The sequence below is a fragment of the Cupriavidus sp. NPDC089707 genome (genome assembly GCF_044748965.1).
Classification (GTDB): domain Bacteria; phylum Pseudomonadota; class Gammaproteobacteria; order Burkholderiales; family Burkholderiaceae; genus Cupriavidus.
On sequence record NZ_JBIVHB010000028.1, the window covers coordinates 46,886 to 64,934 of the forward strand.

Genomic DNA, 18,049 nt, shown 5'->3' on the forward strand with positions numbered 1-18,049 from the left:
CTCTCCCGCGCGTGCGGGAGAGGGGCGGGGGAGAGGGCAGGCGTGCGCAGTCGCGAAGCGCCACCAAAATGCAGTAGCGGACGTTCGTGCTCATGGCAGCGCGTCGCTCTCGCCAGCGCCGGCCCTCTCCCCAACCCTCTCCCGCAAGCGGGAGAGGGGGCAAGACTGCAGTAGTTTTGAAAGTGAGTCAAAGATGTCCCTCCCCGTAGCCACCCTCGTCACCGGCGGCAGTGCCGGCATCGGCCGTGCCATCTGTGAAATGCTGCTGGCCGATGGCGTGACGCAGGTGATCAATGTCGACTACGCCGCGCCGGCCTGGTCGCATCCCAGCATGACCTTCTTCCGGGCCGACCTGACCGACGCCGAGGCGACCCGCGCCGTGGCGGAGCAGGTCACGTCGCGCTTCGCCGTCACGCGCCTGGTGAACAATGCCGGCGCCACCCGCCCCGGCACCGCCGACAGCGCCACCGTTGCCGACCTGGACTACGTGACGGGCCTGCACCTGCAAGCGCCGCTGTTGCTGCTGCAAGCCTGCCTGCCCGCAATGCGCGCCGCGGGCTTCGGCCGCATCGTCAACATGGCGTCGCGCGCCGCGCTGGGAAAGCCTGAGCGCGTGGTGTACTCGGCCACCAAGGCCGGCCTGATCGGCATGACCCGCACGCTGGCGATGGAACTGGGCGGCGACGGTATCACCGTCAATGCCGTGGCCCCGGGCCCGATCGCCACCGAGCTGTTCCGCAAGAGCAATCCGGAAGGCGCCGAGCAGACCAAGCGCATCCTTGCCAGCATCACCGTCAAGCGCATGGGCACGCCGGAAGACGTCGCCCGCGCCGCGCTGTTCTTCCTGTCGCCGGACAACGGTTTCGTCACCGGCCAGGTGATGTACGTGTGCGGCGGCACCACGCTGGGTGTCGCGCCGGTGTAAGCGCGCGCGGGCACTCAAAGATTCGACAAGAAGAGACGTTAACCAAGCGTCACGCATGGCGGCCTGCAACCGGGCCGTCAACCAGGATGCGCGCGAGTGCGCAGCATCCATTCGGGAACGGCAATCACGCCATTTCAGCACAACGTCCTGCACGGGCCCCAATCTCCGTCGGGACAGCGATACCGGAGTAAACCGATGAGACATACTTCCCAGACCTCCACCATGCGCCGCCGCCTGCTCGCCGCCGGCGTGGCGCTGGCCACCACCTTTGCCGGCTTCGCTGGCGCCGCGCACGCACAAGGTGGCTACCCAACCAAGCCGATCACGCTGATCGTGCCGTTCTCGGCCGGCGGCACCACCGACATCCTGGCCCGCATCGTCGGCCTGCAGCTGGGCAAGGCGCTCGGCCAGCCGGTGGTGATCGACAACCGTCCGGGCGCGGGCGGCAATATCGGCGCGTCGCTGGCGGCCAAGGCGCCAGGCGACGGCTACACGCTGTTCATGGGCACCATCGGCACGCACGCGATCAACCAGTCGCTGTATTCCAAGCTGCCGTATGACCCGGTCAAGGACTTCGCGCCGATCACCCGCGTGGCGATGGTGCCGAACCTCGTGGTGGTGAACCCCAAGGTGCCGGTCAACAACGTCAAGGAACTGATCGCGTACGTCAAGGCCAATCCGGACAAGCTGTCTTATGGCTCGTCGGGCAGCGGCTCGTCGATGCACCTGTCGGGTGAGCTGTTCAACTCGATGACCAGCCTGCATATCCAGCACATTCCCTACAAGGGCAGCGCGCCGGCGGTGAATGACCTGCTGGGCAACCAGATCGGGCTGATGTTCGACAACATGCCGTCGTCGTATCCGCATGTGAAGGCGGGCAAGCTGCGCGCGATCGCCGTGACCTCGGCCAAGCGTTCGCCGGCACTGCCGAACGTGCCGACCGTGGCCGAGTCGGGCGTGCCGGGTTATGAAGCGACTTCCTGGTTTGCGCTGTACGCTACCGGCGGCACGCCGCAGCCGATCGTCGATCGCCTGAATGCAGAAGTGGTCAAGATCCTGGCCATGCCGGAAGTGAAGAAGCAGATGGCAGACCAGGGTGCTGAGCCGAATCCGGAAAAGCCGGCGCAGCTGGCTGCGTTCATGAAGGCGGAAACCGCCAAGTGGGCCAAGGTTGTGAAGGCCTCGGGCGCTACGGTGGATTGAGGTTGGATCTGGTTTAGGTTTCTGAAAAGCCGGCCCGTTGGGCTGGCCCGTTGGGCCGGTTTTTTTTGGTTCATCGCCGATTTCTCAGAGACGCAGTCCTGGTCAAGGGCGAGCCCTGGTCTCCGATGATCGTGTTGTTAAGTCACGAGCGAACGAGTCGATGGCGTCCACCATTTGAGAGAGCCCTGGTTGCTCAAGCGGATAGTGCCCACCGTTCTCGAGCATGACGATCTTCACAGGCACTCTCACGGCGCGCTTGAGGAACGGCTCGCTGAGGTGCAAGGGAGTCCACCGGTCCGCTGCGGGCTGGGTCAGCAGGATCGGGCAAACATCGAAATCCTCCGGTTCCATCGCAGGCTGATACGAGACATAGGAACTGAGAAAGGCCATTGTCATGGCATTGCCGGCGGAGCGCTTGTCGGACAGCCAGACCTTTAGCGCAGCCTCTTCGTTGACCAACGCGGACATCTTGCTTGCCACTGTCATGGGCATGCGCATGGATCTCAGCGGTGTTTTCGCGGTGAGGTTCATCATCGGGCCGCCAATGCGGCTCATGAGCGGACTGAGGGCCGTCTCGTCGCGCACCTGTTGCAGGCGTTGATCGAGAAAGGTCATGCCGACGATGCCTTTCACCTTCTTGTTCAGCGCAGCCACGTGGTACGTGAGCATGCCGCCAGCGCTCAGCCCGTACAGCACGATCGGGCGATCATCGCGTGCCAGTTCGGCGTCGATCAAGTCGCTTCCGGCGCGCACCCAATCGTCGTAACGGACAAGCGCACCTTTGGCTACCTCGGTCATGCCGTATTCCGGCATGTCGACCGCGATCGTCTCATAGCCGTGCCGCGCTAGTGGCGCGCCCAGGATCATCGACATCTGCCGCCCGTTGGTGCCAACGCCGTGGAACAGAATGACCTTCACCTTCGCTTGCGGGTTGCGGTACGTGTCGAGATGGAGGCGATGGCCGTTCCAGTTCCGCCATTCCTCTTGCGGCTGTTGATCCTCCTTCCATTGGAACTCAGGCGGGAGGAACTGTTGCATGTCGCGCCAGATGGTCTGGCTTGCGTAGGTCATGGGCATGTTGGCCGCATCGGTTGAATTGGACGGGCAAGCTTCGTCGGCGTGCGCAGGTGCGCTAAGGCCGCTCGACAGGCCGAGGGCGAGCCCCAGCGCTCGGGCTTGGCGGACAAGAGGAGCGAGGTTCATGGAGACGTCGCGGTGCGGGTTACGATGCTGCGATCTTGGTCGTCCCCTCCTGCGCGGTCGATGTTTGGGTGGGCCAATCGCTTTAGAATCTAGGCCAACACCCTTGGCGAGGCGCCCCGTGAATGTCTGGAGGGGCGCCTGCCCATGAAAGAGATTGCCCACGAGCTGGGGTTCAGCGACCTGTCCTCGTTTTCGCAAGCCTATAAGCGATGGACCGGCGTGGCGCCGAGCTTCTCGCGACAACAGGTGACTCGTCCGTAGGGTGCCGCCTTGCTGTGCCGGCCGCAGCCGCCAACAATCAATCCCCCCCGAGCTGCAACCCTTTCCCCTGCCGCTTCTCGACCGCAGCCTTGAGCAGCGCGGCACTGCGGTAAATCCCATGCGCAAACTTCCCATACGGCAGCGTCGCGAACAGCGCCATCACCACCCCGAGGTGGACCGCCAGCAGCAACGGCATCGCAGCCGTCTCACGCCCAGCCAGCAAGCCTAATCCTGTCCCGCTGGTCAACAACAGCAGTGCAATGAATCCACGATCCATCGGTCGCTGCCGCACATCTCCGTGCATGGGGTGCCGCCGCAGGTTCAGCCACAGCAATCCGGCCGGCCCGATCAAGAGCCCGATACCGCCAGCAGTACCCAACAGCACCGGCAGGCTGAACACCGGATACGGCGCATGCCATCCCAGCAGGTAGTGGTAAGCCGTCGCCACCGTCGTCGACGCAAAGCACAGCATGAAGCCATAGAACGTGAAATGGTGGAACCGCCGCCGCGCCAGCGTAAAGCGATCGCTCGCCTCATTGCAGCCATCGCCGTGCCCGCCATCCAGATAGGTCAGCGCCAGCACGTTCCTTGCCGCCTCGGCCACGGCAGGCGCCGAGGCTGTTCCGGCCGACACGTCGCGCCAGAAACGGCGTACGCCGATGCCCAGCGCGATCACCGCAAAGCCGAACACCGCGCCGAACATGCTTGCCAGCGTGTTATGGGGGAACACCGCGTAGAAGTTCCCACCCGCATGCGTGCGCCACAGCGCCCCGCCCACGGTCACGGCCAGCACCAGGAACAACGCCAGCCCGATCGCCAGCGCTACCGATAGCGTCAGGCCGTTGCGCTGGTACAGCTTGCCCAGCGGCGCCGGCCACGCATATTCGCTGTACGTCTCCAGCCGCACCTTCGCCATTGCCTGCGGCACATTGACGCCGAAGTCGTGCGGCGGCGCGTACTGGCAAGCGTGGTAGCACGCCCCACAGTTGTGGCACAGGTTCGCCAGATAGTTGACATCGGCCTTGCCGAATTCAAGCCGCCGCGTCATCGCCGGAAACACCGCGCAAAACCCTTCGCAATACCGGCAGGCATTGCAGATCTGCATCTGCCGCGCGACTTCGGCTTCATTGTCGGTCAGGGGCAGCACGCGGATCACGTGGGCATTGCCGTGCCTGGCGACAGCTTCATTGCCTGCCAGTTCCGCGGCCTCGCGTGCCAGGGCTTCAAGCTTCTGCATGGATCGCTCCCGACTGGATCCCAGCCGCCCGCGCGGCTTGCGTGCCGGCAATGCGCCCGAAAGCCGTGCCGATCGACATGCCGACCCCGGCCGTATACCCCTTGCCCAGCACGTTGCCCGCCATCATTTCCCCCGCCACAAACAGATTCCCGCTCGGCTTGCCGCCGAAATGCACCTGGGCGCGCTCGTTGGCCTTGAGCCCCAGGTAAGTAAAGGTGATGCCCGGCCGCAACGCGTAGCCGTAGAACGGTGCCTGGTCCAGCGGGCGTGCCCAGTGTGTCTTGGCGGGTGCCAGCCCTTCGGTATGGCAATCGTCCATCGCGGCATGGTCGAAGGTGCCGACGCGGCACGCCGCGTTGTAGTCCTGCACGGTGCGCACGAACCGAGCCTCCGGCAGCCCCAGCTTGCGCGCGAGTTCAGGCAGCGTGTCGGCCTTCTCGCCGGGGAACACTGGCGGCATGAAGCGGCCGATGGCCTGGCTGTCGATGATCGAATAGCCGACCTGCCCGGGCTGCAGCGCTACCAGCCGGCCCCAGATCGCGTAGCGCTTGGGCCAGAAGTCCTCGCCCTCGTCATAGAAGCGCTCGGCGTCGCGATTGACGACGATGCCCAGCGACACGCAGTCGATGCGCGTGCAGATGCCCCCGTCATATAAGGGCGCGCGCGCATCGATGGCAACGCAGTGCGATTGCGACGGGTCGCCGACGGCATCGGCGCCCGCATCGATCATGTGGCGCAGCAGCACGCCCTGGTTGAAGCGCGTGCCGCGGATCAGGAAGTTGTCGGCAGGCCATTCGCCGCGTTCGTTCTGGCCCCAGGCCTCGCGCAGCCATTCGCGGTTGGACTCGAAGCCGCCCGCGGCCAGCACGCAGGACCGCGCGGCAAAACGCTGGTCACCGCTGCGCGCGGCGACGAAGCGGTCGCCGTCCATCTCGATCGCGTCGACCGGGGTTTCATAGCGGATCTGCACGCCCAGCGCTTCCGCGCTGCGGTAATAGGCATTGACCAGCGCCTTGCCGCCGCCCATGAAGAACGCATTCGTGCGCGCCACATGCAACGCGCCAGACAGCGGCGGCTGGAAGCGCACGCCATGCTTGCGCATCCACGGCCGGCAGGTGGACGAGGCGCGGATCACCAGCCGCGCCAGGTGTTCGTCGGTGATGCCGCCGGTGACCTTGAGCAGGTCCTGCCAGTACTCTTCTTCGGGATAGGCATCGACCAGCACGTCTTGCGGCGCGTCGTGCATGCAGCGCAGGTTGCGGGTGTGCTGGGAATTGCCGCCACGCCAGGCGCGCGGCGCGGATTCGAGCAGCAGCACCGAGGCCCCGGCTTCTCGCGCCATCAGCGCTGCGCACAGGGCCGCGTTGCCGCCGCCAATTATTAATACGTCCACCAATACGTCGACCATCGGCATTGTCTCCTTGCTGACGACATCTTGGCCGGCAAGGCGCATAGCCGCCATCAGGGCCGCGGCAAGGGGGCTTCAGCTTTCGTGAAGCCTCGACGGCTTGGCGTCGACGGTGTCAGCGCGGCCGCAGGCTAGCGCCCGGCCAGCGCCCTTCGCGCACCAGCGTGGCGGCCACGTCGGCCAGCACCACGCGCGCGGCCAGCCCCGCGGGGGAGAGTTCGTCGTCGGACAGGCTCACCAGCAAATTGGGCCGGGTCGCGGCGGTGTCGGTGAGCAGCACGCTGCGGTAGGGCGTGCCCTGGCTGCGCGCCAGCGCCGCGCCGGGCTGGATGGTGGCGCCCAGGCCACCCTGCACGGCATCCATCAGGATCGCAAGGCCGTCGATCTCCGCCACCACCTGCGGCTCGCGCTTTGCCTGCCGGAAGCAGGCGGCGACCAGCGCGCGCAAGCCGTGCGAGCCGCTGGGCAGGATCAGCGGCAGCTTGCCCAGCGCCGCCACCGAAGTGCTCGCGCCGCGCGGCATGCCGGCCAATCCCTCGGCGCCGATCACGAACAGGCGCTCGTCGAGCAGGGGCAGCACGCTCCAGCGCTGCGCCGGCTCTTCGCTGAACAGCACCGCCAGGTCGATCTGGCGGGCGCTCAGCATGGCCCCGAGATAGCCGGACAGGCTCTCCACCATGCGCAGCCGCACGTCGGGGTAGCGCTCGCGCATGGCCTGCATGAAGGGCAGCGCCAGCACACCTGCAGTGCTGGGCGGCAGCCCCACGCTGACGTGGCCCGACAGGCGAGCCTGGCGGGCCGCCAGTGCGGCGTCGTCGATATGGCGCAGCGCCAGCTGGGCCTGACGCCAGAACGCCAGCCCGGCATCGGTGGCGACCACGCCGGTGGAGGTGCGCTGCAGCAGCCGCGTCGACAGCTCGCTTTCCAGCCGGCTGATCTGCTGGCTCAGCGCGGAGGTGACCACGCCCAGCTCCAGCGCTGCCTTGCCCATGCTGCCATGCTCGATCACGCTGACGAAGTAGCGCAGTTGCCTCAGTTCCATGTCGCGTCCCCGCTGCCGCAATTTGCCGGCATGGTAGCGGAAAACCCGTCACGGTTCACGAATCCTGAAGACCTCTTAACGCCCGCCCGATGGCGCGCGCCGCGGCGGATGCGTAGAGTCGCACCACCAGAAGCGGGCGCGCCTGCCCGCGGTCCCATAACAACATGACTTCCCGCAAAGGAGACTGCATGCCTTCCGTTTCGCGCATCCGCCGCAGCGTGCTTGCCGCGCTGGCCGCCGGCGCCGTGCTCGGCAATCCCGCCGCCATCACCACCGCATTCGCCGCCGACAGCTGGCCAACCAGGCCGATCACGCTGGTGGTGCCCTTCGCCAGCGGCGGCACCACCGACATCCTCGCGCGCACTGTTGGCCAGAAGCTGGGCGAGGCGCTGCAGCAGCCCGTGGTGATCGACAACCGCCCCGGCGCCGGCGGCACTCTCGGCGCGGCCAACGTCGCGCGTGCGCAGCCCGACGGCTATACCTTCCTGCTCGCCACCGTGGCACACACCATGGCGCCGGCCATCTACAAGAGCCTGCCGTACGAGTTCACGCGCGACCTCGACCCCGTGGGGCTGGTGGCGCTGACGCCCAACGTGCTGGTGGTCAATCCAGCCATCCCGGCACGGTCGGTGCCGGAGCTGGTCGCCTATATCAAGGCGCACCCCGGCAAGGTCAACTACGGCTCGGCCGGCATTGGCAGCACCGAGCACATGTCCGGCGAGCTGTTCCGCTCGCTCACCGGGACCGATATCGCGCACGTGCCGTACAAGGGTGGCGCGCCGATGATGACCGACCTGATCGCCGGCCAGATCCAGATGGCGATCGAAACCAGCCCGTCGGCGTCGCAGCATGTGCGCAGCGGCAAGGTCAAGGCGCTGGCCGTTACCACCGCGAAGCGCTCGGGCGCCTATCCGGGCGTGCCGACGCTGGCCGAGAGCGGCGTGAAGGGCTATGAGGTCACGACGTGGTTCGCGCTGATGGCGCCGCGCGGCACGCCGGCGGCGATCGGGCAGCGTGTGTCGGCCGAACTCGGGAAGCTGCTGAAGGCGCCCGACGTGCAGAAGCGCTTCGAGGAGCAGGGCGTGACCGCCGGCGACATGACGCCGCCGCAGCTTGCGGCGTTTATCCGGGCCGAGACCGACAAGTGGGTCAAGGTCGCGCGCGAGTCAGGGGCCAAGGCGGAATAAGCGAGAAGATGCGCGTCAACGCTTGCCGCTGAGCGGGGACCTGAACACCCACTGCCCGTCGGAGTCCAATGGTATGACGCCAGCCTGGACCCGGAGGCAAGCCATGCATGACCTCACCTTTGTTCACGCTGACGCCGCGCATACCGAGTGGCAGGTTTCGCTGGCCGACTGCCAGCGCCAACTGGACACGCAGGACCTGCTGCGCCAGGCGCGGCTGGACCATGCGCCGCCGCTGACGCTCGGCTGGTGCTACCTCAGCGATTACTACGCGCTCGCTGCGGAGGCGATTCTCGCCGCGTTGCAGCAGAACTGGCCCGGGGTGTCGTGGGTCGGCACGGTTGGCCTCGGCGTGTCGGCGAGCGGCGTGGAGTACTTCGACCAGCCGGCAATGGCGCTGCTGGCGGCGCCGTTCCCGCGCGGCAGCTTCCAGCTGTTCTCGGGGCGCCAGCCCTTGCCGGCCGCATCTTCGGACTTTGTCCCACATACCGCGCTGGTGCATGCCGAGGGCAGCACTCCGGACGTGCAGGAGCTGCTGCACGAGCTGAGCGCGCGCACCGCCACTGGCTACCTGTTCGGCGGGCTGAGCTCGGCACGCAACCGAACCCTGCATATTGCCGACGGCGTGTATTCCGGCGGCTTGTCCGGTGTGCTGTTTGGCCCGGAAGTCGAACTCGTCTCCCGCGTCACGCAGGGCTGCCAGCCGATCGGCCCGGCACGCGCGGTGACGCGCAGCGAACACAACCTGCTGTTCGCTTTGGACGGCAAGCCCGCGCTGGATTGCGTGCTGCAGGACCTGGGCGTCGAGCGCGACGCACCCGTGGAAGCGATGGCGGCAGCGTTGTCGGGAACGCTTGCGGGTTTGAACGCCGCCACCGACGATGCGCCGGTGCAGCCGGGCAGGTTCGGCTCGGATACGCTGGTGCGCCACCTGATCGGCCTGGATGTGCAGCATCGCGTGCTCGCGCTGGCCGACCAGGTCGCGCCCGGCATGCGGCTGGCGTTCTGCATGCGCAACGCCGCCGCGGCGCGCGCGGACCTGGAACGCATCGCCACGGAAATCCGCACGGACATCGAGCAAGGCGGCGGCCACGCGCGTGGCGCGCTCTACATCAGCTGCTCAGGCCGGGGCGGGCCGCATTTCGGCGCGCCGCATGCCGAACTGCAGACTGTGCGCGGCGCGCTGGGCGACCTGCCGCTGGCCGGCTTCTTTGCGGGCGGCGAGATCGCGAGGGATCACCTCTATGGCTATACCGGGGTGCTGACGGTATTCACCAGCCATTGAACGGGCTGGCGCCCGGGCAAGGCAAGCCAGGGAACAAGTCAGCCGATGACGGCTTCGATGCTGCGCACCTGGCGCGCAAACCAGCTGCGCAGCAAGCCGTTCGAGCAGACCATCGGCAGCGAAGACACAACCATGCGGTAGACCTCGCGGCGCGGCATCTTCGAGGCCCTGGCCGGGTCCAGCCAGTGCTCGTTGCGCACCAGCAGCAGCAAGGTTTCCATGCCGATCAGGATCGGCCATAGGCACGCCAGCCGCAGCCGGACGAAACGCCGCGGGATGGCCAGCGTGTAGGCCATGGCTTCATGGAAATGCGCCAGTGTCATGGCGGCGAGCGAACGCATCAGGGCATGCGCGCGCACTGAAGCGTCCGGCAGCAGCAAATCCTGCGGCGTCAGCCCATGTTGTTCCAGCAGCGACGCCGGCAGGTAGCAGCGGCCGATGCGCAGGTCCTTGCCGCAGTCGCGCAGCACATTGGTCATCTGCAGGGCCTTGCCGAAGCGAACCCCACTTTGCAGCCTGGCGCCAAGGTCGCCGTTGATCGCACCCGGCACATGCGCCGCGGTCATGTGGGTCCAGAATTCGCCCACGCAACCGGCGACCATGTAGGTGTAGTGGTCCAGCGCCGCCAGGTCGGCCAGTGTCACGATGCGTCCGGCGCGCTCGTCGGGAAACGTGCGCAGGTCGAACTCCATGCCTTCGCTGAGGGTGGAAACGATCTGCCTCACCGCTTGCTGGTCGGCCGACTGCAGTTGCGTCAGCACCGCCAATGCGGGACCGAGCGATTCCAGCAGGATCCGCTCGTCGGACTGCGCCTGGTGGCTGGCCAGTTTCGCCGCGATGTCGAGCGCCGGTGCCGCGCCATCCGTATTGCCGTTGACCTGGTCACGCAAGGACAGCAGCAACGCCAGCCGCCTTTCCGGCGCAACCAGCGCCGTATCCGCAATCGTGTCCGCGGCGCGCGCCAGCAGGTAGGCCAGCCCGACCGGATCGCGCATCCGCGCAGGCAGCACGCGCAGCGTGAGGTAGAACGAACGCGAGACGCCTTTGAGCAGCGGACCGAGGAGGAACGCCCGGCTGATGTCGCGCATGGGTGGTGACCTGTTCCTAAGTGGTTGGCGGAGAGATAGGCCTGGTTGGCAGCAGGCGGGCGCGGACATTGTACCTTCGACATGGATGCGAGGCGCCTACTGGAGCGGCTTGGCTGTGGCGCAGCGCTTCGCGTTAATTGATTGACCGGACGGGACAAGTTTGCGGACGAGGCTGCATGTGCCTCGGCAATGCCTGCAACCAGGCGGCGTGAAACCGGCGCTGCGTTGATCCCTCCAGATGCTAGCCTCGACATTCCTCTACCCCGATTTATCACTGACCTGGCCTGGCACTCATCGGGAGGCTGGTTAGATATTTTCTTCCTCGATCAGAAGCTGAACTTTAGGATGGGATATCGATTGCGCCGTTAGCTCGCAGGTAAAAGTGGCTGGTACCCGAATCCTGAGCGCGATGAGTGAGGCGAGGTGAAAATGGTCCACCTCGCCGTTCTCGAAAGGCGGATGACATGAAATTCTTCAAAGCAAACACTTATGGCGCGGCGATATACGTAACAAAAATTCCACAAACATGGATGAGGGTAAGCAAAGAAAAAGCCGTAGAACTTGAAAGCTTGCTAGCGGCTAACGATCCGGTTTTTACGCGTTCCCTGGAAAGAATCTCGAAGGCATCCAGGTTGGCGAAAAAGGAGCATCTGGCACTGTATCCGGTCGTCAAGCTTACCAACCGCTGCAACTTGACGTGCCCTCACTGCTACATAGAGGTCCCGAGCAGCATGCGCCGTGGGAAGTTCGATCTGGAATACTGCGAGGTTAAAGATTTCATTAATTACATCATCGGCCTGGGTGATGAAATGAGCAATCCACCAAGGACGCTTCAACTATTCGGTGGTGAGCCAACCATAAACAAGGATTTCGAAAGGATTCTCGGGTACGCCAGGGAAAGAGGGTTGCTGATCCGGGTGTCGACCAACGCGGCCAATACAAGAAAATTCCAGTCGGAAGCGTTTTCAGAGTTGTACAAGGATGGCGGTGTCGAGTGGCGCATTTCCCTGGATTCGCATATACGAGAGGTACACGATCATTTTCGACCCAGGAGCTTTGACCAAGTCGTGTCCAATGTACGATACATGGCGAGCATGGGCGCCTTCATCTCTATCAAGGCTGTGATCGGGGCACATAATTTTCCATCCTTCGTTGATACCATTTATTTCGTGCGAAAACTAGGGGCGACACAGTTTTTATATTCACCATTGAGCATGACGGGATCGGCGGCACGCATGAAATTGTTGAACAAGGTAACGACGAGAATGATTACTGAAAAGCTGGTGGCGGCCGTCGAGCATGATCCCCAGCTGGGCCCTTTCGTGCAATCGTCACCCCTTGCTCGTTATCTCAAGCTGATCTATACCCGGGATGCAGGGATCTTGCCTCGCGTGCAATTCCATATTAATCACGATGGCCGCATATGCCCACAGGACAATCTTTTTGAATTTCCTGAGTACCATTTCGGGGGACATCGCGACGGGCGACTATGGATTCGATAAATTATGCGAATACCAGGCGCTGCTGGAAGAACCGCCGGCATGCAAGGTGTGCCCGGTCTCTCACTATTGTCCTCGCGCAGACTATGCCGATCTGGCGACAGGAGACCTGCGATCCGCAAAGGAGTTTTCTGTTTGTGACGACATTCGCGACAATGTCTTCTACTTGATGTCACTGGGGCAGCGTGGCGCAGCATTGGCACGAACCGTCCTGGGGCTGCCAACATGACCCTGCAGCATACAGAAACGCAAGGTCTGCCCAAGCCGTTGTTGGGGCTGGTGGCAGTAGGGTTCCTTGTTCCGGGCGCCACAATTCTGCAGACCTTGACGATCACGTGGTTCCTTGCGCAACTCACGGAAATCACGTCTCTGCTTCCGCTAGTCATAGGAGGCGGTGCAGTGGCTCGAATTTTCAGTGGCATCCCATTCAATGGCCTGATTCAAAGAATGGGAGCACGGAATGCCTGCATGCTCTCACTGCTCGCAGGTGCCGCAATCTTGCTGGGGACGATCGCGGTTTTGGCACGATTGCTGCCGCTGTGGCTATTGATTCTTTCTGAGATTGGTTTGGGGACGGCGGTCACTGGTTTTTCTATTTCCCGACAGATTCTGATCAAGGATCTGCTTCATGGCGAGAGGGAGAACTTGGCCGCGGGCCTCTCACGCAGTGCGGGTTATCTGAGCAAGCTGGTCGTCCCACTGTTTGGTGGTCTGCTGCTGATTGCGTTGAAGCCCGCTTACGCGACGCTGGTGAGCTGCGGCATTCTACTGGTCAGTGCCTGGGTAATCTGGTCATTGGATATGTCGCCGCCTTCGGGTTCCGCGGACCAGAAGGCGTTGCCCTTGACGGAGCGCATCGCGGTGGCCGTTGCCTTTTACAAACGCGATCACACCCTGGTTTTCGCCCTTGGTTTTACCGCGATCCTTAATTTTGTGCTATCGCCGCTGGTCGTCATCATGCCGCTCTTTGTCGCAGCCATCGATGGGGCCAACAGTGCGTATCTCGGATTTTCGGAGTCCTGCCTGGGGGCGGGGGCCGTTGGCGGTGCGTTGAGTTATGCAAAGCTGAGGCGGTGCCATCTTCCGTCATTGGCCGTGATGACTGGGTTCGGCTTCTTGCTGATCTGTGTTTCAGCGGAGCTGCCAAGTGCCTGGCGATATCCGGGCCTTAACATTGCCTTGCTCGTGATCGGAGCCAGCGTCGCGTTTTCCGGAAGCGCGGCGGATGCGCTGCTGATGACGCGGGTACCGCGCGATTCATATGGCCGCTTGTTAGGGGTGCAAGCGTTGATCGTTGGATCTGCCTTTCCAACCGGGCTGTTTGCGGCTGGTGTGCTACTACAGCTCACTGATGCCTTTTTGGTAATTGCCGCATACAACGCGGGACTGTGCATGGCTGTGGCATTGTTGCTGCATCTGAAACTAGGGAAATCGGGCGTCCAGCCCAATTTGCTAAATTGATGCAACAGCATCGGCCAACGACAAAGGCGAATCGGGTGCCCTGAGCCTGTGGCTAACGCATATCTGCGGCCGTTGATTCTGCCCAGGGCGGGGCGGGCAGTCCTCACGCACTGTCCTGGACTGGCCGGCTGCTTGCAGCCGCGCTCCGCATGGGGCAGGCGCTGGATCAGCGAGTGACGCAGGAATAGCCAAGCGGGCGGAGCGATAAGCCTCCGCAGACGCCGCTCAGGACGATGCCTTGCAGAGATAGCGCTCGAACCACTGTGACGCCAGGCGAGCGACCGATTCCAGTGCGCCGGGCTCCTCGAACAAATGGGAAGCGCCGGGAACGATCACCAGCTTCTTCTGGCACTTGAGCTGGGCAAAGGCGAACTCATTGCGTTCAATGACGCTCACATCCAGCCCGCCGATGATCAGCATGGTGGGCGCAAGCAAATTCGCCAGGGCATCGGCGCCCGCCAGGTCGACCCTGCCGCCTCGTGAAACGATGGCGTGTATCGGGATCGGCGACTGGCTGGCGGCGCGGATCGACGCGGCGGCACCTATGCTGGCGCCGAAGTAGCCCAACCGCGGCGGCACGCCTTGCTGCCGCACCACCCACTCGGTCGCCAGTGCCAGCCGCGTGGCCAGCAGTCCGACGTCGAAGCGGATAGCCTGCACCTGGTCTTCCTCCGGCATGAGCAGGTCCATCAACAGCGTTCCCATGCCGCAGTGGTTGAGTTCGGCGGCCACATACCGATTGCGCGGGCTATGCCGGGAACTGCCGGTACCGTGCGCAAACAATACCAGGGCGCTTGCGCCTGGCGGCAAGGCGAGCATGCCTTGCAACGCCACGCCACCCGCGGGGATTACAACCTCGATGGCATCTGCACTGCCGCTACGCATGGCCGCCCTCCACAAGATGGTGCTTCGACGCTTGCCCGCGTTGCAATCGGCCCCATCGCAGTCCACTATAGGGCGAGCGTAGCGGCGAAGCCAGCCGTCCGTCTGCCGGGCCACTGACGCGCGGAATCGACCAGCAATCCACCAATAATCGACCAACATCCCGATGCATCAAGGAGGGGCCATGAAGACCCTGTTTCTCGTCCGCCACGCCAAGTCAAGCCGCGATGACCCGTCCTTGCCAGACCGCGAGCGTCCGTTGGATGATCGCGGTCTGCGCGACGCCCCGGAAATGGGCAAGCGCCTGGCCGAGCGCAAGGTAAGGCCAGACCTGCTGGTGTCGAGTCCGGCCGTGCGTGCGCTGACCACGGCGCACCTGATCGCCGACGAACTTGGCTATGCCCGCAAGGACATCGCGATTGATGACCGGCTGTACGCGAGCAGTGCGGATGACCTGCTGGCTGTCGTCCGTGCGCTCGACAAGAAGCTTGGCAGCGTGATGTTGTTCGGTCACAACCCCGAGTTCACCGACTTCGCGCAGCGGCTGTCGTCAGGCGAGATCCCCGACATGCCGACCTGCGCCGTCGCCAAATTCCGTTTCGACACGAAGGCGTGGGCGGATGTCGGGGAAGTCACCCCGTCGAAAGTCTCGCTGGATTCGCCCAGGAAGTCGTAGCCGAGTGCCGGGCGTGGGTATTTCAGTGGGCGTTGCAGCGGGCGTTGCAGCGGACATTGCAGCGTGGGTTGCAGTGATATCTCCGGCTTGACCATCCGGGGCGAAGCGATAAGAATTTGTGATCGCAGGGCGAAAGCCCGCCTTCATGCTTTTCTGCCCGCCGTCCCACTCCATGATCCCACCCGTCAGCACCCTCCACGGCCGTCTCAAGATGCAGCACCTGCGCTTGCTGCTGGCGGTGGAGGAGCGCGGTTCGCTGCGGCAGGCCGCCGAAGCGCTGACGCTGACGCAGCCAGCCGTCAGCAAGATGCTGCAGGACATGGAAGACCTGCTGGGCGTGCCGCTGTTCGAGCGCCATGCGCGCGGGCTGCGTGCGACGCGCTTCGGGATGGCGGCCACGCGCTACGCCCGGCTGGTGTTTGCCGACATGGATGGCTTGCGCGACGAGCTGGTGGCGCTTGAGTCGGGCAAGATCGGGCGCGTGCGCGTCGGCGCGGTGATGGCGCCGACGCCTGGCCTGCTGGCCGAGGCCATCCGGCGGCTGAATCGCGATCATCCGCGGCTGGAGGTGGCGGTGCAGGTGGAGACCAGCGACCTGCTGGTGCCGCTGCTGGAGCGCGACCAGCTCGATGTCGTGCTGGGCCGCGTGCCCGATGGCTGGGACAGCAGCGGCCTCGAGTTCGAGCAGCTTGGCGACGAAGGCCTGGCGATCGTGGTCGGGCCGCAGCATCCGCTGGCGCGGCGGCGCAAGTTGTCGTTCGCGGAACTGACCCGCTACCCGTGGATCATGCAGCCACGGCCGAGCCCGATGCGTGCGCTGATCGACCGCTCGTTCGAGGATGCCGGCGTGCCGGCGCCGCCGTCGACCATCGAGACCGCCGCGGTGCTGATGACCACGTCGCTGCTGGCCGACAGCGAGCTGATCGCGGTACTGCCGGAGTCGGTGGCGGCGTACTACGGCCGCCTCGGCGCGCTGGCGGAGTTGCCGTTGCCGCTGCCGCGGAAACTGGGGCCGTACGGCATCGTCACGCGGCGCGGGCGCCCGCCGACCGCATCGATGAGCCTGCTGATCGATACGCTGCGGGCGCTGGCGCGTTAGTTATGCAATGAACTAACGCTGCGGCTTGCCGTCAAGGCGCCAGGCGTGGCGCTGCTCGCTGTCGGGGCGCAGCGAGGCGGGCAGCAGGTCCGCCGGCATGTCCTGGTAGCTGACCGGCCGCACGAAGCGCGCGATCGCCAGGCTGCCGACCGAGGTCGAGCGGCCATCCGAGGTAGCTGGCCAGGGGCCGCCGTGGACCATGGCGTGCCCGACTTCCACGCCGGTGCCAAAGCCGTTGACCAGAATGCGGCCCGCCAGGCGCTCCAACGCGGGCAGCAGCGTGCGCGCGGCGTCGTGGTCGGCGGGGTCGATATGCAGGGCCGCGGTAAGCTGGCCCTCCAGCGCTTCGATCACGCGCAGCATTTCCGCCGCGTCGCGGCAGCGCACCACCAGCGACGACGCGCCAAAGACTTCGTGGCGCAGCGTCTCGTCGGCCAGGAAGGCCTCGGCGCTGGTGCTGAACAGCGCCGCTTGCCCTTGCAGCGCACTGCCTGCCTTGCCGCGCGCCACCAGCTGTACCTGCGGATGCTGTGCGAGCGTGCCGACGCCGTTGCAGTAGGCGCGCAGGATGCCGGCGGTCAGCATGCTCTGTGCGCCGATGTCCGCCAGGCCTGCCGCCGCCGCTGCCAGGAACTGGTCCAGGCCCGCGCCTTCCACCGCCAGCACCAGTCCGGGGTTGGTGCAGAACTGTCCGGCGCCCAGCGTCAGCGAGCTGGCAAAGGCCGCGCCGATGGCTTGCGCGCGGTTGGCCAGCGCATGGGGGAACAGCAGCACCGGATTGATGCTGCTCATCTCCGCATAGACGGGAATCGGCTCCGGGCGCGCCGCGGCGATCGCCATCAGCGCCTGGCCGCCGGCGCGCGAGCCGGTGAATCCGACCGCCTTGATGCGCTGGTCCGCCACCAGCCCCTGGCCGATTTCGAGCCCGGCATCGAAGAGGAGGGAGAAGGTGCCTGCGGGCAGGTCCAGGTCGGCCACGGCCTTCTGGATGGCGCGGCCGACCAGTTCGGAGGTGCCGGGGTGCGCCGGATGCGCCTTGACGATGACGGGGCAGCCCGCGGCCAGCGCGGATGCGGTATCGCCGCCCGCCACCGAGAACGCCAGCGGGAAGTTGCTGGCGCCGAACACGGCGACCGGGCCCAGCGGGATATGGCGCAGGCGCAGGTCGGGGCGCGGCAGCGGCTGGCGTTCGGGTTGGGCCGGGTCGACGCGCAGTTCCAGGAAATCGCCCTGGCGCAGCATGCCGGCAAACAGCCGCAGCTGGCCCACGGTGCGCCCGCGCTCGCCTTCGATGCGGGCGCGCGGCAGGCCCGATTCGCTCGCGCAGCGCTCGATGAGCGCGTCACCTAGCGCCAGGATGTTGCCGGCGATGGCTTCAAGGAAATCGGCGCGCCGCGCGGGGGCGATCTCGCGATAAGTGTCGAAGGCCTGCCATGCCAGTGCGCAGGCTTCGTCGCGCTGTGCGGGCGTGGCGCCGCCGAAGGCGGGTTCGAGCGTGGCGCCGGTGGCGGCATCGATGCCGTGCAGGGAGCCGTAGGTGCCGCGGATGGATTGGCGGCCGATCAGGAGGTTTCCGGTGAGGGTCATGGTGGGTCC

Annotated in this window: 15 protein-coding genes and 1 pseudogene; 9 read left to right on the forward strand and 7 right to left on the reverse strand. The window is 65.2% G+C overall.

Going from position 1 to position 18,049, the window contains the following annotated elements; genetic code table 11:
* Positions 1–193: 193 nt before the first annotated feature.
* Positions 194–925, forward strand: a complete 732-nt coding sequence (locus ACIP1U_RS28770; protein WP_400322387.1) for an SDR family NAD(P)-dependent oxidoreductase — start codon at positions 194–196, stop codon at positions 923–925.
* 195 nt (positions 926–1,120) lie between these two features.
* Positions 1,121–2,128, forward strand: coding sequence for a Bug family tripartite tricarboxylate transporter substrate binding protein (locus ACIP1U_RS28775; RefSeq protein WP_400322389.1), 1,008 nt, complete (start codon positions 1,121–1,123; stop codon positions 2,126–2,128).
* A gap of 102 nt (positions 2,129–2,230) precedes the next feature.
* On the opposite strand, the gene ACIP1U_RS28780 is transcribed toward ACIP1U_RS28775, so the two are convergent.
* The gene (locus ACIP1U_RS28780; RefSeq protein WP_400322391.1) at positions 2,231–3,331 is read right to left on the reverse strand and encodes an alpha/beta hydrolase; all 1,101 of its coding nucleotides are present in this window, start codon (positions 3,329–3,331) and stop codon (positions 2,231–2,233) included.
* Between the two features lie 114 nt (positions 3,332–3,445).
* On the opposite strand from ACIP1U_RS28780, the pseudogene ACIP1U_RS28785 reads away from it, so the two are divergent.
* Positions 3,446–3,592 (forward strand): annotated as a pseudogene (locus tag ACIP1U_RS28785) (helix-turn-helix domain-containing protein); the annotation flags it as partial.
* 37 nt (positions 3,593–3,629) lie between these two features.
* Here ACIP1U_RS28785 and tcuB read toward each other — a convergent pair.
* The 3 genes from tcuB to ACIP1U_RS28800 form a co-directional block, all read right to left on the reverse strand.
* Complete coding sequence (gene tcuB / locus ACIP1U_RS28790) at positions 3,630–4,829, reverse strand: tricarballylate utilization 4Fe-4S protein TcuB (protein WP_400322393.1); 1,200 nt, start codon at positions 4,827–4,829, stop codon at positions 3,630–3,632.
* Positions 4,816–6,225: an FAD-dependent tricarballylate dehydrogenase TcuA gene (gene tcuA / locus ACIP1U_RS28795; RefSeq protein WP_400322443.1), complete on the reverse strand. Its 1,410-nt coding sequence runs from the start codon at positions 6,223–6,225 to the stop codon at positions 4,816–4,818. Before tcuA ends, tcuB begins: the two co-directional genes overlap by 14 nt.
* Before the next feature lie 127 nt (positions 6,226–6,352).
* Entirely contained in the window at positions 6,353–7,279 is a 927-nt protein-coding gene (locus ACIP1U_RS28800; protein ID WP_400322395.1) for a LysR family transcriptional regulator, read from the reverse strand.
* Between the two features lie 188 nt (positions 7,280–7,467).
* Between ACIP1U_RS28800 and ACIP1U_RS28805 the strand changes: the two genes are divergently transcribed.
* Both ACIP1U_RS28805 and ACIP1U_RS28810 read left to right on the forward strand, forming a co-directional pair.
* Complete coding sequence (locus tag ACIP1U_RS28805) at positions 7,468–8,466, forward strand: tripartite tricarboxylate transporter substrate binding protein (protein WP_400322397.1); 999 nt, start codon at positions 7,468–7,470, stop codon at positions 8,464–8,466.
* A 103-nt stretch (positions 8,467–8,569) separates the two neighbouring features.
* Positions 8,570–9,748, forward strand: coding sequence for an FIST N-terminal domain-containing protein (locus ACIP1U_RS28810; protein ID WP_400322399.1), 1,179 nt, complete (start codon positions 8,570–8,572; stop codon positions 9,746–9,748).
* A 38-nt stretch (positions 9,749–9,786) separates the two neighbouring features.
* Here the strand turns inward: ACIP1U_RS28810 and ACIP1U_RS28815 are convergent, their stop codons facing one another.
* Entirely contained in the window at positions 9,787–10,836 is a 1,050-nt protein-coding gene (locus ACIP1U_RS28815) for a phytoene/squalene synthase family protein (RefSeq protein ID WP_400322401.1), read from the reverse strand.
* A 464-nt stretch (positions 10,837–11,300) separates the two neighbouring features.
* Here ACIP1U_RS28815 and ACIP1U_RS28820 point away from each other — a divergent pair, with 464 nt between their 5' ends.
* Together ACIP1U_RS28820 and ACIP1U_RS28825 are read left to right on the forward strand one after the other, a co-directional pair.
* Positions 11,301–12,338, forward strand: coding sequence for a radical SAM protein (locus ACIP1U_RS28820; protein WP_400322403.1), 1,038 nt, complete (start codon positions 11,301–11,303; stop codon positions 12,336–12,338).
* Positions 12,339–12,560: 222 nt separating this feature from the next.
* Positions 12,561–13,796 carry an MFS transporter gene (locus tag ACIP1U_RS28825; protein ID WP_400322405.1) on the forward strand — a complete coding sequence of 412 codons (1,236 nt, stop codon included), beginning with the start codon at positions 12,561–12,563 and terminating at the stop codon, positions 13,794–13,796.
* Positions 13,797–14,021: 225 nt separating this feature from the next.
* Here the strand turns inward: ACIP1U_RS28825 and ACIP1U_RS28830 are convergent, their stop codons facing one another.
* Entirely contained in the window at positions 14,022–14,681 is a 660-nt protein-coding gene (locus ACIP1U_RS28830) for a dienelactone hydrolase family protein (protein WP_400322407.1), read from the reverse strand.
* A 181-nt stretch (positions 14,682–14,862) separates the two neighbouring features.
* Here ACIP1U_RS28830 and ACIP1U_RS28835 point away from each other — a divergent pair, with 181 nt between their 5' ends.
* The gene (locus ACIP1U_RS28835) at positions 14,863–15,354 is read left to right on the forward strand and encodes a SixA phosphatase family protein (protein ID WP_400322409.1); all 492 of its coding nucleotides are present in this window, start codon (positions 14,863–14,865) and stop codon (positions 15,352–15,354) included.
* Between the two features lie 172 nt (positions 15,355–15,526).
* Positions 15,527–16,453: a LysR family transcriptional regulator gene (locus ACIP1U_RS28840; RefSeq protein WP_400322411.1), complete on the forward strand. Its 927-nt coding sequence runs from the start codon at positions 15,527–15,529 to the stop codon at positions 16,451–16,453.
* Positions 16,454–16,465: 12 nt separating this feature from the next.
* On the opposite strand, the gene ACIP1U_RS28845 is transcribed toward ACIP1U_RS28840, so the two are convergent.
* Positions 16,466–18,040: an aldehyde dehydrogenase (NADP(+)) gene (locus tag ACIP1U_RS28845; protein ID WP_400322413.1), complete on the reverse strand. Its 1,575-nt coding sequence runs from the start codon at positions 18,038–18,040 to the stop codon at positions 16,466–16,468.
* Between the last annotated feature and the right edge of the window lie 9 nt (positions 18,041–18,049).